General features: G+C 69.7%; 12 protein-coding genes. 10 read left to right on the top strand and 2 right to left on the bottom strand.

Annotation, left to right across the window (positions count from 1 at the left end):
- Nucleotides 1-2: 2 nt before the first annotated feature.
- From OHA40_RS29040 to OHA40_RS29060, 5 genes are all read left to right on the top strand, one after another.
- The gene (locus tag OHA40_RS29040; RefSeq protein ID WP_330230022.1) at nt 3-1,052 is read left to right on the top strand and encodes a 2-dehydropantoate 2-reductase; all 1,050 of its coding nucleotides are present in this window, start codon (nt 3-5) and stop codon (nt 1,050-1,052) included.
- A 64-nt stretch (nt 1,053-1,116) separates the two neighbouring features.
- Nucleotides 1,117-1,377, top strand: a complete 261-nt coding sequence (tatA, locus tag OHA40_RS29045; protein WP_040779541.1) for a Sec-independent protein translocase subunit TatA — start codon at nt 1,117-1,119, stop codon at nt 1,375-1,377.
- Between the two features lie 98 nt (nt 1,378-1,475).
- A complete protein-coding gene (gene tatC, locus OHA40_RS29050) occupies nt 1,476-2,429 on the top strand; it encodes a twin-arginine translocase subunit TatC (protein WP_330230023.1) in 954 nt (317 codons plus the stop codon).
- A gap of 3 nt (nt 2,430-2,432) precedes the next feature.
- Nucleotides 2,433-5,135, top strand: a complete 2,703-nt coding sequence (locus OHA40_RS29055) for a DEAD/DEAH box helicase (RefSeq protein ID WP_330230024.1) — start codon at nt 2,433-2,435, stop codon at nt 5,133-5,135.
- 191 nt (nt 5,136-5,326) lie between these two features.
- Nucleotides 5,327-6,022, top strand: coding sequence for a DUF4333 domain-containing protein (locus OHA40_RS29060; RefSeq protein WP_330230025.1), 696 nt, complete (start codon nt 5,327-5,329; stop codon nt 6,020-6,022).
- Between the two features lie 373 nt (nt 6,023-6,395).
- On the opposite strand, the gene OHA40_RS29065 is transcribed toward OHA40_RS29060, so the two are convergent.
- The gene (locus OHA40_RS29065) at nt 6,396-7,361 is read right to left on the bottom strand and encodes a 5'-3' exonuclease (RefSeq protein ID WP_330230026.1); all 966 of its coding nucleotides are present in this window, start codon (nt 7,359-7,361) and stop codon (nt 6,396-6,398) included.
- 83 nt (nt 7,362-7,444) lie between these two features.
- Between OHA40_RS29065 and OHA40_RS29070 the strand changes: the two genes are divergently transcribed.
- Entirely contained in the window at nt 7,445-8,572 is a 1,128-nt protein-coding gene (locus tag OHA40_RS29070; RefSeq protein WP_330230027.1) for a M24 family metallopeptidase, read from the top strand.
- Between the two features lie 37 nt (nt 8,573-8,609).
- Here OHA40_RS29070 and OHA40_RS29075 read toward each other — a convergent pair whose 3' ends face one another.
- Nucleotides 8,610-9,053, bottom strand: coding sequence for a PPOX class F420-dependent oxidoreductase (locus OHA40_RS29075; protein WP_330230028.1), 444 nt, complete (start codon nt 9,051-9,053; stop codon nt 8,610-8,612).
- Nucleotides 9,054-9,212: 159 nt separating this feature from the next.
- On the opposite strand from OHA40_RS29075, the gene OHA40_RS29080 reads away from it, so the two are divergent.
- The 4 genes from OHA40_RS29080 (at nt 9,213) to OHA40_RS29095 (ending at nt 12,691) form a co-directional block, all read left to right on the top strand.
- Entirely contained in the window at nt 9,213-9,968 is a 756-nt protein-coding gene (locus tag OHA40_RS29080) for an SDR family NAD(P)-dependent oxidoreductase (protein ID WP_330230029.1), read from the top strand.
- The gene (cbiE, locus tag OHA40_RS29085; RefSeq protein ID WP_330230030.1) at nt 9,965-11,242 is read left to right on the top strand and encodes a precorrin-6y C5,15-methyltransferase (decarboxylating) subunit CbiE; all 1,278 of its coding nucleotides are present in this window, start codon (nt 9,965-9,967) and stop codon (nt 11,240-11,242) included. Before OHA40_RS29080 ends, cbiE begins: the two co-directional genes overlap by 4 nt.
- A gap of 79 nt (nt 11,243-11,321) precedes the next feature.
- Entirely contained in the window at nt 11,322-11,939 is a 618-nt protein-coding gene (locus tag OHA40_RS29090) for a hypothetical protein (RefSeq protein WP_330230031.1), read from the top strand.
- Complete coding sequence (locus tag OHA40_RS29095; RefSeq protein ID WP_330234423.1) at nt 11,936-12,691, top strand: cobalt-precorrin-6A reductase; 756 nt, start codon at nt 11,936-11,938, stop codon at nt 12,689-12,691. The genes OHA40_RS29090 and OHA40_RS29095 overlap by 4 nt, the downstream gene beginning before the upstream one ends.
- Nucleotides 12,692-12,716 lie beyond the last annotated feature (25 nt).

Genomic DNA, 12,716 nt, shown 5'->3' on the forward strand with positions numbered 1-12,716 from the left:
GCGTGAACAGTCGCGTGCTCGTGATCGGAGCGGGCAGCATCGGCAACTTCGTCGGCGGCAAGCTGGGCGTGGCCGGCGCGGATGTCACCCTGATCGGTCGCAGGCGCGTGCTCGACGAGATCACCGTGTCCGGGCTGCGGCTCACCGACCTCGACGGCGGCGACGACGCGCTCAGCGCGGACCGGTTTCACGTCGCCACCGAGCCGGACGACGCCGGGTCGGCCGACCTGGTGCTCGTCACCGTGAAATCGGCGGCGACGGCGGACGCGGTGCGCGAACTCAGCGGGAAGATCCGGCCGGGCACCGTGGTGCTGAGCTTGCAGAACGGTATCGGCAACGATTCGGTGATCCGGGAGATCCTGCCGCACTGCGTGGTGCTGGCCGGCATGGTGATGTTCAACGTCGTGCACCATCCCGGCGGCCGCTTCCACCGCGGTACCGAAGGCGGCCTCGCGGTGCAGGACGATCCCGCTCTCGCGCCGTTTCTGGACCTGTTCGAACGCGCGGGCCTCGGGTTGCGCCGGTACCCGGATCTGCGCCCCGTGCAGTGGGCCAAGCTGCTGCTCAACCTGAACAACCCGATCAACGCGCTGTCCGGACGTCCGCTGCGCGCGGAACTCGCCGACCGCGACTATCGCCGCTGTCTCGCGCTGACCCAGCGCGAAGCGCTCGCGGTGATGAACCGGGCGCGAATTCGCCCCGCTCGGTTGACTCCGCTACCGCCGCGTGTGATGGCCGCGCTGCTGACCGTCCCCGACGCCGTGTTCCAGCGGGTGGCCGGGCAAGTGCTCGCCATCGATCCGGTGGCACGTTCGTCCATGGCAGACGATCTGGCACTGGGCCGCAAGACCGAAATCTCTTGGCTGTGCGGTGAAATCGTCGGGCTCGGCGCGATGGTCGGGATGCCGACGCCGGTGAATCAGCGGCTGATCGAATTGATCGTCGCCGCCGAACAGGGCGACCGGCGTGCCTGGACCGGTCCGGAACTGCTCGGCCAACTGCGGGCCGCCGCGGCGGGCGGGTCGGCCGAACGCCGGGCAAACGAGCAGTGACGGCGGCGTTCGCGCACGTCACGGTCCGGTAGCATCGAGACATCACAGTCTTGGGAGGTAGATCATGGGCAGTCTGAGCATCTGGCACTGGCTGATCATTGCGGTCGTTTTCGTGATGTTCTTCGGCGCGAAGCGGATGCCCGACGCGGCCCGCAGCCTGGGCCGGTCGCTGCGCATCTTCAAGAGCGAGGTCAGCCAGATGCAGAACGAGAGCAACGCGCCGAACACCGGTGCCTCGGCTCAGCAGCCCGCACCGCAGCTGCCCGCCGGGCAGCAGGCGACGCCGTCGGCGACCGAGCCACGCACCGAGCCGAAGTCGGTCTGAGCGGGTCCGCTCGTGCCGGAGTGAGGAAGAACTCACTCCGGCCATAGTGCTGTTGCCGAGCCGAGCGAGGCACATCAACCCAGGGGCGATCACCAACCATGCGAATCCCGTTCGATCCGCGGCGCAGCAAGCGCAGGACCAATCCCGACGGCACCATGTCGTTGGTCGAGCATCTGCAGGAGTTGCGGTACCGCCTGCTGGTCTCGATCGCCGCGGTGATCGCCACCACCGTGCTCGGTTTCCTCTGGTACGCGCATTCGTTCCTGGGTATCGAGAGCCTCGGTGAGATCCTGCGCGGGCCGTATTGTTCCCTGCCCGCTTCGGCGCGCGCGGCGCTGAGCCCGGACGGTGAATGCCGACTGCTGGCCACCGCGCCGTTCGAGCAGTTCACCTTGCGCCTGAAGGTCGGCATGACCGCCGGTGTCGTGCTGGCGGCGCCGATCTGGCTGTATCAGCTGTGGGCGTTCATCACCCCTGGTCTGTACGCCAAGGAACGCAAGTACGCGATCGGGTTCGCGTCCTCGGGCACCGTGCTGTTCACCGCCGGGGCGGTGCTGGCTTACATCGTGATCGCGCACGCGTTGAGCTTCCTACTCACCGTCGGCGACAATGTGCAGATCACCGCGCTGAGCGGCTCGCAGTATTTCAGCTTTATCATCCAGTTGCTGATCATCTTCGGGGTCAGCTTCGAAACCCCGCTGCTGATCATCGGTTTGAACCTGGTCGGGGTGCTGACCTATCAGAAGCTCAAGGCGTGGCGCCGGGGAATCACGTTCGGGCTGTTCGTCTTCGCTGCCATCGTCACCCCGCAGGACCCGTTCTCCATGCTGGCGCTGGCACTGGCGCTGACCGTCCTGTTCGAGGTCGCCATCCAGTTCTCCCGGATCAACGACCGGCGCCGGGCTCGTAAAGAGCGCGAGGGCTGGGGTGCGCTGTCGGATGAGGAAGCCTCCGAGTTGGGCGCCCCCGACCCGGTCGACCCGGCGGAGTCGATCACGACTCCGCCGGAGAAATCCGCACGACCGGTGTCGGACTACTCCGATACGCTCTGACGAGTGACAGATCACCGGTCGCAGACGGCCGAGTTGGCCGCATTTTCCGCCGAGCTGAAGTTCCGGCTCGATCCGTTTCAGCGCAATGCCTGTGCGGCGCTCGAGGAGGGCCACAGCGTTCTGGTCTGCGCCCCGACGGGCGCGGGCAAGACCGTCGTCGGCGAATTCGCCGTGCATCTGGCCCTGGTCGCCGCCGGAAAGTGTTTCTACACCACACCGATCAAGGCGCTGTCGAACCAGAAGTTCGCCGACCTCACCGAGCGCCACGGCCGGGACAATGTCGGACTGCTGACCGGCGACCAGTCGATCAACCCGGACGCGCCGGTGGTCGTGATGACCACCGAGGTGCTGCGCAACATGCTGTACGCGTCCTCGGACGCGCTGCGCGGTCTGTCGTATGTGGTGATGGACGAGGTGCACTACCTCGCCGACCGATTCCGCGGCGCGGTGTGGGAGGAGGTCATCCTGCATCTGCCGCCGGACGTGCGGCTGGTCAGCCTGTCGGCCACGGTCAGCAACGCCGAGGAGTTCGGCGCCTGGATGGAGACCGTGCGCGGGGACACCGCGGTGGTCGTCGACGAGACGAGGCCGGTGCCATTGTGGCAGCACGTCATGGTCGGGCGGCGGATGTTCGACCTGTTCGATACCAAGTCCACCGAACAGAAAGTGCTCGTCGATGAGGACCTGGTGCGGTTCATCCGGCAGCGGGAAACCGCCGACCGGATGAACAGCTGGGGCGGCCCCCGCAACGGCCGCGGTGGTCCACGCCGTGATTTCCGTCCGCTGCCGCGGCCAGAGGTGCTGGCCAAGCTGGACGAGGAGGGCCTGCTGCCCGCGATCACGTTCATCTTCAGCCGGGCCGGCTGCGACGGCGCACTCGCGCAGTGCCTGCGGTCGCGGCTGGACCTGAGTCGCGCGGACGAGCAGGCCGAGATCGACGCGATCATCCAGAAGCACACCGGTGACCTGCCCAAGACCGATCTCGAGATACTCGGCTACTGGGAGTGGTGCGAAGCGCTGCACCGGGGCTTGGCCGCACACCACGCGGGGATGTTGCCCGCGTTCCGGCACACCGTCGAGGAACTGTTCGTCAACGGGCTGGTGCGCGCCGTCTTCGCCACCGAGACGCTGGCTCTTGGCATCAACATGCCCGCGCGCACTGTTGTGCTGGAGCGGCTGGTCAAATTCAACGGCGAGTCGCACGCGGAACTCACGCCGGGGGAGTACACCCAGCTGACCGGGCGCGCGGGGCGGCGCGGCATCGACGTGGAGGGCCACGCGGTGGTCTTGTGGCAGCCCGAGGTGGATACCAGCGCGGTCGCCGGCCTGGCGTCCACGCGCACCTATCCGCTGCGCAGCTCGTTCCGGCCGGGCTACAACATGTCGATCAACCTCATCGACCGGATGGGTGCCGACGAGTCGCGCGCCCTGCTGGAGCGGTCCTTCGCGCAGTTCCAGGCGGACCGCTCGGTGGTCGGGCTGGTGCGCGGCATCGAGCGCAATGAGGGCGCGCTGGGCAAGCTGCGCGATCAGCTCGGCGGTGCCGAAGGCGGGTTCCTGGACTACCTCGCGCTGCGCGAGCGGATCAAGCAGCGGGAACGGCAGCTGACCCAGCAAAACCGCGCCGACCGGCGGGGCGCGGCGGTGGACGCGCTCGGTGCGTTGCGCCGCGGCGACGTGGTGGCCATTCCGTCCGGGCGCCGCGCCGGGCTCGCGGTGATCCTGGAGCCGGACGCGACGCCGGGAGATCCGCGCCCGCTGGTGCTCACCGAGGACAAGTGGGCGGGCCGGGTATCGGTGGCCGACTTCCCGGTGCCCGCCGAGGCGCTCGGACACATGCGGCTGCCCCGCCGGGTGGATCACCGGACCGCGCGCACCCGCCGCGACCTGGCCTCGGCGCTGCGCAGCACCGGGATCTCGGTGCCGGGCAGGCCGCGGCGCGGCAACCGTTCCGCGGCGGCCGACGACCGGGAACTGGCCACGCTGCGCCGCAGCCTGCGTGCGCATCCGGCGCACACCCGGCCCGATCGCGAGCAGCTGGCCCGCGTCGGCGAGCGCTACAACCGACTGCTCCGCGAAACCGAGTCCATGCGCCAGAAGGTTGCCGCGACAACGAACTCGTTGGCCCGCACCTTCGATCGGATCGTCGGTCTGCTGGAGGAACGCGGGTTCGTCCACGACAGCGAGGTGACCGCCGACGGGCGCAGGCTGGCCCGCATCTACGCCGAGAGCGACCTGCTGGTCGCCGAATGCCTCCGGCAGGGACTGTGGCGCGGCCTCGGTCCGGCCGAGCTGGCCGGCGTCGTGTCGATTCTGGTGTACGAATCCCGACAGGAAGGCGGATATCTCGGCGCGAGCGGACCGACGGCGCCGATCCGGCGAGCTGTGGGCGCGACCATCGGTGTCTGGTCCGAATTGCGCACCGACGAGGCACGGCACAAGCTGCCGCCGACCAGGGAACCGGATCTGGGCTTCGTCACCGGCGTCTACAAGTGGGCGCGCGGGGACGGGTTGGCCGAGTCGTTGCTCGCTAGCGGCGACCAGGGCGCACCGCTGTCGGCGGGCGACTTCGTGCGCTGGTGCAGGCAGGTCATCGATCTGCTCGATCAGATCCACGGCACCGCCGACGACCTCGAGGTAGCCGGCACGGCGGCCAAGGCGGTGCGCGCGATTCGGCGGGGTGTCGTCGCGGTGGACGCCGCCTGAGCGGTGTGGCGCCGGGCTCGGCGGCTCCCGTAACCACGGAGGACACCGCGAACGCCGCCAATGTCAACACAGCGGATTCGATTGTGATTTGATTTCTTTCGCGTACCGACCGTGGCGGAAGAGTCGTGTCATGCGACGAGGCCCATGCGGGGGGCTACCGTGTGTACAACGATGCGAGTGGAGGCAAGCAGATGAGCGGCCCTTACGGACCGAATGAACCCGGGGAGGGACGCAACGATCCCACCCAGCAGTGGGGTGGACAGCAGGCGCCCGGCGGGGCGGGTCCCACCCAGCAGTGGGGCGGTCAGCCGCAGACCCCGGCCTCGGCCCAGCCGACCCAGCACTGGGGTGAGCAGCAGCCGCAGCAGCAGTGGGGACAACCGCAGCAGCAGTGGGGTCAGCAACCCCAGCAACCGCAGCAGCCCCAGCAACCGCAGTGGGGGCAGCAGCCCGCCCAGGGCCAGCCGCAGTGGGGTCAGCCACAGCAGCAGGACTGGGGCCAGCAGGGCCAGCAGCAGTGGGGCCAGCAGCAGCCGCAGTGGGGCGCCCCTGCCCAGCAACCGCCGCAACAAGGCGGCAAAGGCAAGGGCCTGGTCATCGGCCTGTCCGTGCTCGGTGTCGCGGTGCTCGGTGCGATCGTCGCCCTCGTGCTCGTGCTGACCGCCAAGGATCAACTGGACCAGGCGGCGGTGCAGGACGGTGTGAAGAAGGTGCTGTCGGACTCCTACGGCATCCAGGACGTCAGCGAGGTCTCCTGCCCGTCCGGCCAGGATGTCAAGGTCGACGCCACGTTCGTGTGCGACGTGAAGGTCAGTGGTGAGGCCAAGAAGGTCACCATCAAGATCACCAAGGATGACGGCACCTACGAGGTCGGTCGCCCGAGTTAGCTGTATCTGATTTGCAGCGCCTGCGGCGCTGCGTGTTCGCGGCCCCCCTAATGGCGCACGTCCGAGCAACCGCCGCTGGCGACTTCGTCGCGGACGCGGCGGCCGCTCGGACGCGAGCCGGGCCGCGAACGGGGGATGCTCGGTCTCGCTTCGCTCGAAAACGGGGGTGGGGCCGATGTGGTTGCGTGGGGTGGTAGCGGCACGACCTGGGGGTGCGGCGTGTTGGTAGCGGGCGATCGGGCGAGTGCCGACTTCGTCGCGAACGTCGGCCGCTCGGACGCGGGCGGCGCTGCGATCGGTTATGCCCGACGTTGGGGTTCGCCTTCTAGGAGCGCTTCGCGATGCGAGCGGGGGAGTGTTTCCGCGTACCGGGTCAGGCGGTGCGTGCGCCCAGCGCTGTGATCAACCGCGTGACGGGGCTTTCGGCGTTGTAGGCGGTGGCGAGCGCCCGCAGCCGGTCCGGGTCGGCGGGTTCGGTTGGGAGGACGTCGGAGCGGGAGAGCGCGACATCGGCGTCGCAGACCACGCGGACGACCGGCGCGGCGGCCTTCAGGTAGTCCTCGGCGGCACGCAGCCGGGCGCGCACGCCGTTGGAGAGCTCGGCGTCGGAATCCTCGATGGCCGCGCGCAGCGCGTCGAGCGAGCCGAAACGGGAGATCAGCGTGGCCGCGGACTTCTCACCGATACCCGCCACTCCGGGTAAGCCGTCGGAGGCGTCGCCGCGCAGCGTGGCCATGTCGGCGTAGGCCGGGCCCGCGTTCCCTGGTGGCACACCGTATTTCGCCGCCACTTCGGCCGGGCCGAACAGTTCCGCCTTGGCCAGCCCGCGGCCGGCGTAGAGCACGCGCACGGGGGGTGCGGGCGTGTCTCGCACGAGCTGCAGGAGATCGCGGTCGCCGCTGACCACGATCACCGCATCGGTGCGCTCCCGGGTGGCCAGGGTGCCGAGGACGTCGTCGGCCTCCAGGCCCGCCGCTCCGCCGGTCGCGATACCCGCCGCGTCGAGCACCTCCAGGATCATCTCGACCTGTGGTGTGAGGGTGTCGGGAACCATTTCCGCACCGGGCGCGGCCTCCGCGGACGTGTCCAGCCGGTGCGCCTTGTACGAGGGCACCAGCTTCACCCGGTACGCGGGCCGCCAGTCCAGATCGAGACACACCACCAGCCGGACCGGCGCGTACTTGGTGATCAGCGAGGCCACCATGTCGGTGAAACCGCGCAGCGCGTTCACCGACCGGCCATCGGGCGCGGTGATCTTGTCCGGGATCGCGTGAAAGGCGCGGAACCACAGACTGGCACCGTCCACCAGCAGCAAGGGCCCACCAGCAACAGAAGTCACGCGCTGAGGTTACTCGCCCGCACCGACACCGCCCGGCGAAGTTCGCGTTCCTCGCCGCATGTCCGGCGGGTAACGTCGGACGAATGAGCTCGCATACGGATTCCAGGTTCGCGGCGGACGTCTATGGTGCTCGGCTGGAGCGGGCGGTGGAACTGATCCGGACCGCCCATCTGGATGCTTTGCTGATCACTCCCGGGCCGGACCTGCGTTACCTCATCGGATCGGCGGCCGAGTCCTTCGAGCGGTTGACCTGCCTGGTGATCCCCGCGGACGGGGCGACCCCGTCGGTGGTGATCCCGAAACTGGAGCTGGCTTCGCTCGACGCTTCGGCGGCGGGCGAACTGGGTCTGCAAGTGCTGGACTGGGTCGACGGCACCGATCCGTATGCCATGGTGAAGTCCGCGCTGCACGTGGGCTCCCGGGTGGCCGTCGCCGACGCCATGCCCGCGCTGCATCTGCTGCCGCTGGCCGAATCCTTCACCGGCCTGCCGGTGTCCGCTACGCCGGTGCTGCGCGAACTGCGCATGATCAAAGATGCGGCCGAGGTGGAGGCGCTGCGCCGGGCCGGCGCGGCGATCGACCAGGTGCACGCTCGGATGGGGGAGTTCCTGCAGGTGGGCCGCACCGAGGCGGAGGTCGGTAGCCGCATCGAGGAGGCGATCCTGGCGGAGGGGCACACCGAGGCGGCCTTCGTCATCGTCGGCAGCGGGCCGCACGGCGCCGACCCGCACCACGGAGTCGCACAGCGGCGCATCGAGTCGGGTGACGTGGTGGTCATCGACATCGGCGGCCCGGTCGAACCCGGCTACTACTCGGACTCGACCCGCACCTACGTGCTGGGGGAACCCGATCCCGAGGTGGCCGCCCGATACGCCCAACTCGAGCGCGCACAGGCGGCGGCGGTCGCGGCCGTCCGCCCCGGCGTCACGGCCGCCGCGGTGGACGCGGCGGCGCGAGACCCGTTGACCGAGGCCGGTTTCGGTGCCGCGTTCGTCCACCGCACCGGCCACGGCATCGGCCTTTCGGTGCACGAGGAGCCCTACATCGTGGCGGGCAACGACCTCGTCCTGGAGCCGGGGATGGCCTTCAGCGTCGAGCCCGGTATCTACTTCCGCGGCGAGTGGGGCGCGCGTATCGAGGACATCGTGGTCGTCACCGAGAACGGCAGCGAATCGCTGAACAATCGGCCGCACGGACTCACGGTGCTGTGAAGCACTGGGAACTCGCCACGGCGCCGGGTCGGCACCGCTAAGCGGTGGCGCCGTTGCCTGCGGCTTTGCCGTCGGCAGCCGGTGCGACGAGGGTGCTGCTGGAGAGGACGCGCCGGACCTGGATGGTGATCACCACGCGCGTCGGGTTCTCCCTGGGCACGCGGTAGCGGCCCGCGTACCGCCGCACCGCGTCGGCGACGCTGTCCGGGTCGTCGAGCACGGTCGCCGGGCCCTCCAAGGTGATCCACCGGACGCCGTCGACCTGACTGACCGCCGCATAACCCGAACGGCGCACGTTACGCACCTTCACCGAGCCGTCGTTGGTGATCACCCGCGCGATCCCGGCGTCTCGGTCCCAGGTGAACCCGACCGCGACCACGTGCGGCGTCCCATCCGCCCGCAACGTCGTCAGTGTGGCGAGATGCCGCTCGGCGACGAACTCGAGGGCGGCGGGGGACAGCTCAGCAGTACTCGTCGGCATCCCACGACCGTAGCCCCCCGGCGCGTGCTGGACGCAGTCGGATGACGTGCGTCCGCAGTGTGCGTCGGGCCGAGTGAAGGCAGAAGCAGCCGCAGCAATGGATGCGGTCGGATGGTGTCCGCCGGCATTCCGCGTCGGGCCAATGACAGACTGGGGCGCATGGGAACGCGTGGGTTGGTCGACGGGGCTGTGCTGCTGCTGGGCGGTCGTAGCGAGATCGGACTGGAGGTCTCCCGGCGTCTGGCACCCGGACGGGTGGTGATTCTCGCGGCGCGCCGCAGCGACGAATTGACGGCGCAGCGCGCGGAGATCGCGGCCGCCGGTGCGAGCGCGGTGCACACGGTCGAGTTCGACGCCGACGACACCGCGGGTCATCCGGCGCTGCTGGAGAAGATCGCCGCTGAGCACGGACGGATCGGCATCGCGGTGCTGGCGTTCGGCGTGCTCGGCGATCAGCGGCGGGCCGAGCGAGATCCCGCGCACGCGATGGCGATCCTGCACACCGACTTCGTCGCGCAGGCCAGCGTGCTCACCACCCTGGCGAATCTGCTGCGTACCCAAGGTGAAGGGCAGCTCGTGGTGTTCAGCTCCGTTGCGGGCGTGCGGGTCCGGCGTGCCAACTACATCTACGGATCGGCCAAGGCCGGACTCGACGGATTCGCCGGCGGCCTCGCGGATGCGTTGCACGGCAGCGGTGTTCAGCTGCTACTCGTCCGACCGGGCTTCGTCACCGGGCGGATGACCGAGGGCATGTCCCCGGCCCCGTTCTCCAGCACTCCCGCCCAGGTCGCCGATGCCGTGGTCAAGGGTGTACGCCGGGGCGCGAGCCGGGTCTGGGTGCCCCGGATCCTGCAACCGGTGTTCTTCGCGATGCGTTTGCTGCCCCAGCCGATCTGGCGCCGGATGCCACGGTGAGCGTCGTCCCGCCCGTGCCGTGGACCGGGCCGCCGATCGGGGTGGTCGGGATCGGCGCCGATGGCTGGGACGGTCTCGGCCGCGCCGCCCGCGCCGCCGTCGGCGATGCCGAGTTCCTGTTCGGTTCCGCGCGACAGCTCGGGCTCGTGCCCGACGCGGTGGCGGTGCCGCGGGTGACCTGGCCGTCTCCCTTGCTGCCCGCGCTCCCAGAGCTCCTCGAGCGGCACCGCGGCGCGCACCTGTGCGTCCTGGCCAGCGGCGATCCGATGTTCTACGGAATCGGCGTCACTCTGGCCCGGCTGCTCGGAGCCGGGGCACTGCGTGTTCTGCCACAGCCCTCGTCCGCCTCGCTGGCCTGTGCCCGTTTGGGGTGGTCGCTGGCCGAAACGCCGGTGGTGAGTCTGGTGGGGCGGCCGTCGGCGACGGTGCTGCCCGAACTGGCCGACCGCAGGCGACTGCTGGTGCTCAGCGCCGACGAACACACGCCGCGGGCGATCGCGCGATTGCTGGGGCGCCATGGTTTCGGCGCCTCCGAGCTGACCGTCCTCGAGCAGCTGGGCGGCCCGGCCGAACGTCTGGCCACCGGTCTCGCGAAGCAGTGGGACCGCCCACCCGGCGACCCGCTGAACATCATCGCAATCACCTGCGCGGCCGACCCGGACCGGCCACGGGCCACGCGGCTGCCCGGCCTGCCGGACGGGTTGTTCGGCGGCGACGGCCAGCTGACCAAACACGAGATCCGCGCGCTGACGCTCGCGGCGCTGGCACCCGCCCCGGGCGAGCTGCTATGGGACGTCGGCGGCGGGTCCGGCAGCATCGCGATCGAATGGTGCCGCGCGCATCCGGCCAACCGTTCCGTCACATTCGAGCGGCTGGAGCGTCGACGGCGGCAGATCGCCGACAATGCAGCCGCTCTGGGGGTCCCGCACATCCTGATCCGCGGCGAGCTGCGCGCCGAGCTCGCTGTCGACGCCGAAATCGCCTCGCCCGACGCGGTTTTCGTGGGTGGCGGCCTGACTCAGGATGGCCTGCTCGAGACATGTTGGGCGCAGCTGCGACAGGGCGGCAGGCTCGTCGCGAACGCGGTGACCGCCGAATCGGAATCGTTGCTGGTCAGCTGGGCGGCTGCCCAGGGCGGCGTGTTGCGGAGGTTTCAGATCTACCGCGGCGAACCACTGGGATCCTTCACCGCCTGGCGGCCCCAGCTCCCGGTAACGCAGTGGTCGGTGGCGAAAAAGCGCAATACCGGGCCGGAATTCCCCACCGATGGGTGAACGCGTGACCGGCCACGGGGTAGGGTCGGGGCCGCGTTCCGATCATGATCGGAAATCCGGTTTCCTGTTGGGGAGATAGATGAAATACAAGAAGTTCGCCGCTACCGCATTGTTGGCTGTCGCCGCCACCGGAGTCGCCGCCGGTACCACCTATGCTGCGCCCACCCCGCCCGCGGTGCAGGACCAGCCGGCTGCCGAGCCGACGGTCACCGGCGCCGATCAGGGCGTCGGCTACACGCTGGGGCTGGCCGAGGCGGGTAAGTCGGTGGTCACCAGCGTGACCGGCGGTGCGTTCAATGTCGACACCGACAATCAGTCGGTCACCCTGAAGAATTCCGCGGGTGAGACCGTCACCACGATTCCGCTCACCGCGACGGCCAAGGGCCAGGAGGTCCGGATCGCCGCGAACGTCGCCGACGAGGGCAGGCAGCTGACGCTGACCCCGCAGGTCGCCCCGACCGCGAACGCGCCGGTCGCCGCCGAGTTCATCGGCGCGCAGGAGTGGTTCTTCGCGGAGTTGCAGCGCGCCTCGCTCGGTGCCCTGGTCGGCGGCCTGATCGGCGCCGCCATCGGCATCGTCTTCTTCGGCATCGGCATCCTGCCCGGTGCCGTGCTCGGCGCGCTGATCGGTCTGGCCGTCGCGGGCGGGCCGTCGCTGCTGAACGCGGGTCTCGCCTACTTCAGCGGCCAGCCCTGAGAATTCTGATTCTGGGCGGTACCAGGGAAGCCCGGGAACTGGCCCACATCGCTTCCGGCGAGCGAGGATTCGAGATCGTGTCCTCGCTCGCCGGTCGTGTTCGTGCGCCCCTTCTGCCCGAAGGCGCGGTCCGGGTCGGCGGCTTCGGCGGCGCCGACGGGCTGCGCGCCTGGATCGCCGACAACGACGTGGCCGCGGTGGTGGACGCCACCCATCCGTTCGCGGCGGCCATCAGCGCCAATGCCGCGGTGGCAGTACGTGATTCGGGCGTGCCGCTGGTGCGTCTACGGCGGCCGAGCTGGCCGCAGCGGCCGGGGGATCGGTGGGTCCGGGTGCCTGATCTCGTCGCCGCAGTGGAGGCGACCGCGGCACTCGGCGAGCGCGTGTTCCTGACCATCGGTCGTCAAGGCGTGGACGCGTTCGCGAGACTGGAGCGGCAGTGGTTCCTGATCCGAGCCATCGACCCGCCGGAAGGACCGATGCCGCCTCGGCACGAAATACTTCTCGCCCGAGGGCCTTTCGTGCTCGAGGACGAATCGCGGCTGATCGCCGAGCGTCGGATCGACGTGCTGGTCACCAAGGACAGCGGCGGCGACCAGACCGAAGCCAAGCTGGCCGCGGCCAGGCTGGCCGGAATTCCGGTCGTCGTCGTCGACCGTCCATCATTGCCCGAGGGCGCGACGGTCGTGGAAACAGTTGCGCAGGCGATGGATTGGCTAGATGAGACGCGAATCGATCGCGGTTGCACCTGATCCCACGTCCGGCGGCGCTGCACAC

Origin of the sequence: Nocardia sp. NBC_00508, from assembly GCF_036346875.1 — a bacterium.
GTDB lineage: Bacteria > Actinomycetota > Actinomycetes > Mycobacteriales > Mycobacteriaceae > Nocardia.

Excerpts from the sequence above, each read along its gene's own strand:
- tatA (WP_040779541.1), top strand. The coding sequence starts at position 1,117 with ATGGGCAGTCTGAGCATCTGGCACTGGCTGATCATTGCGGTCGTTTTC.
- tatC (WP_330230023.1), top strand. The coding sequence starts at position 1,476 with ATGCGAATCCCGTTCGATCCGCGGCGCAGCAAGCGCAGGACCAATCCC.
- OHA40_RS29060 (WP_330230025.1), top strand. The coding sequence starts at position 5,327 with ATGAGCGGCCCTTACGGACCGAATGAACCCGGGGAGGGACGCAACGAT.
- OHA40_RS29070 (WP_330230027.1), top strand. The coding sequence starts at position 7,445 with ATGAGCTCGCATACGGATTCCAGGTTCGCGGCGGACGTCTATGGTGCT.
- OHA40_RS29075 (WP_330230028.1), bottom strand. The coding sequence starts at position 9,053 with ATGCCGACGAGTACTGCTGAGCTGTCCCCCGCCGCCCTCGAGTTCGTC.
- OHA40_RS29080 (WP_330230029.1), top strand. The coding sequence starts at position 9,213 with ATGGGAACGCGTGGGTTGGTCGACGGGGCTGTGCTGCTGCTGGGCGGT.
- OHA40_RS29090 (WP_330230031.1), top strand. The coding sequence starts at position 11,322 with ATGAAATACAAGAAGTTCGCCGCTACCGCATTGTTGGCTGTCGCCGCC.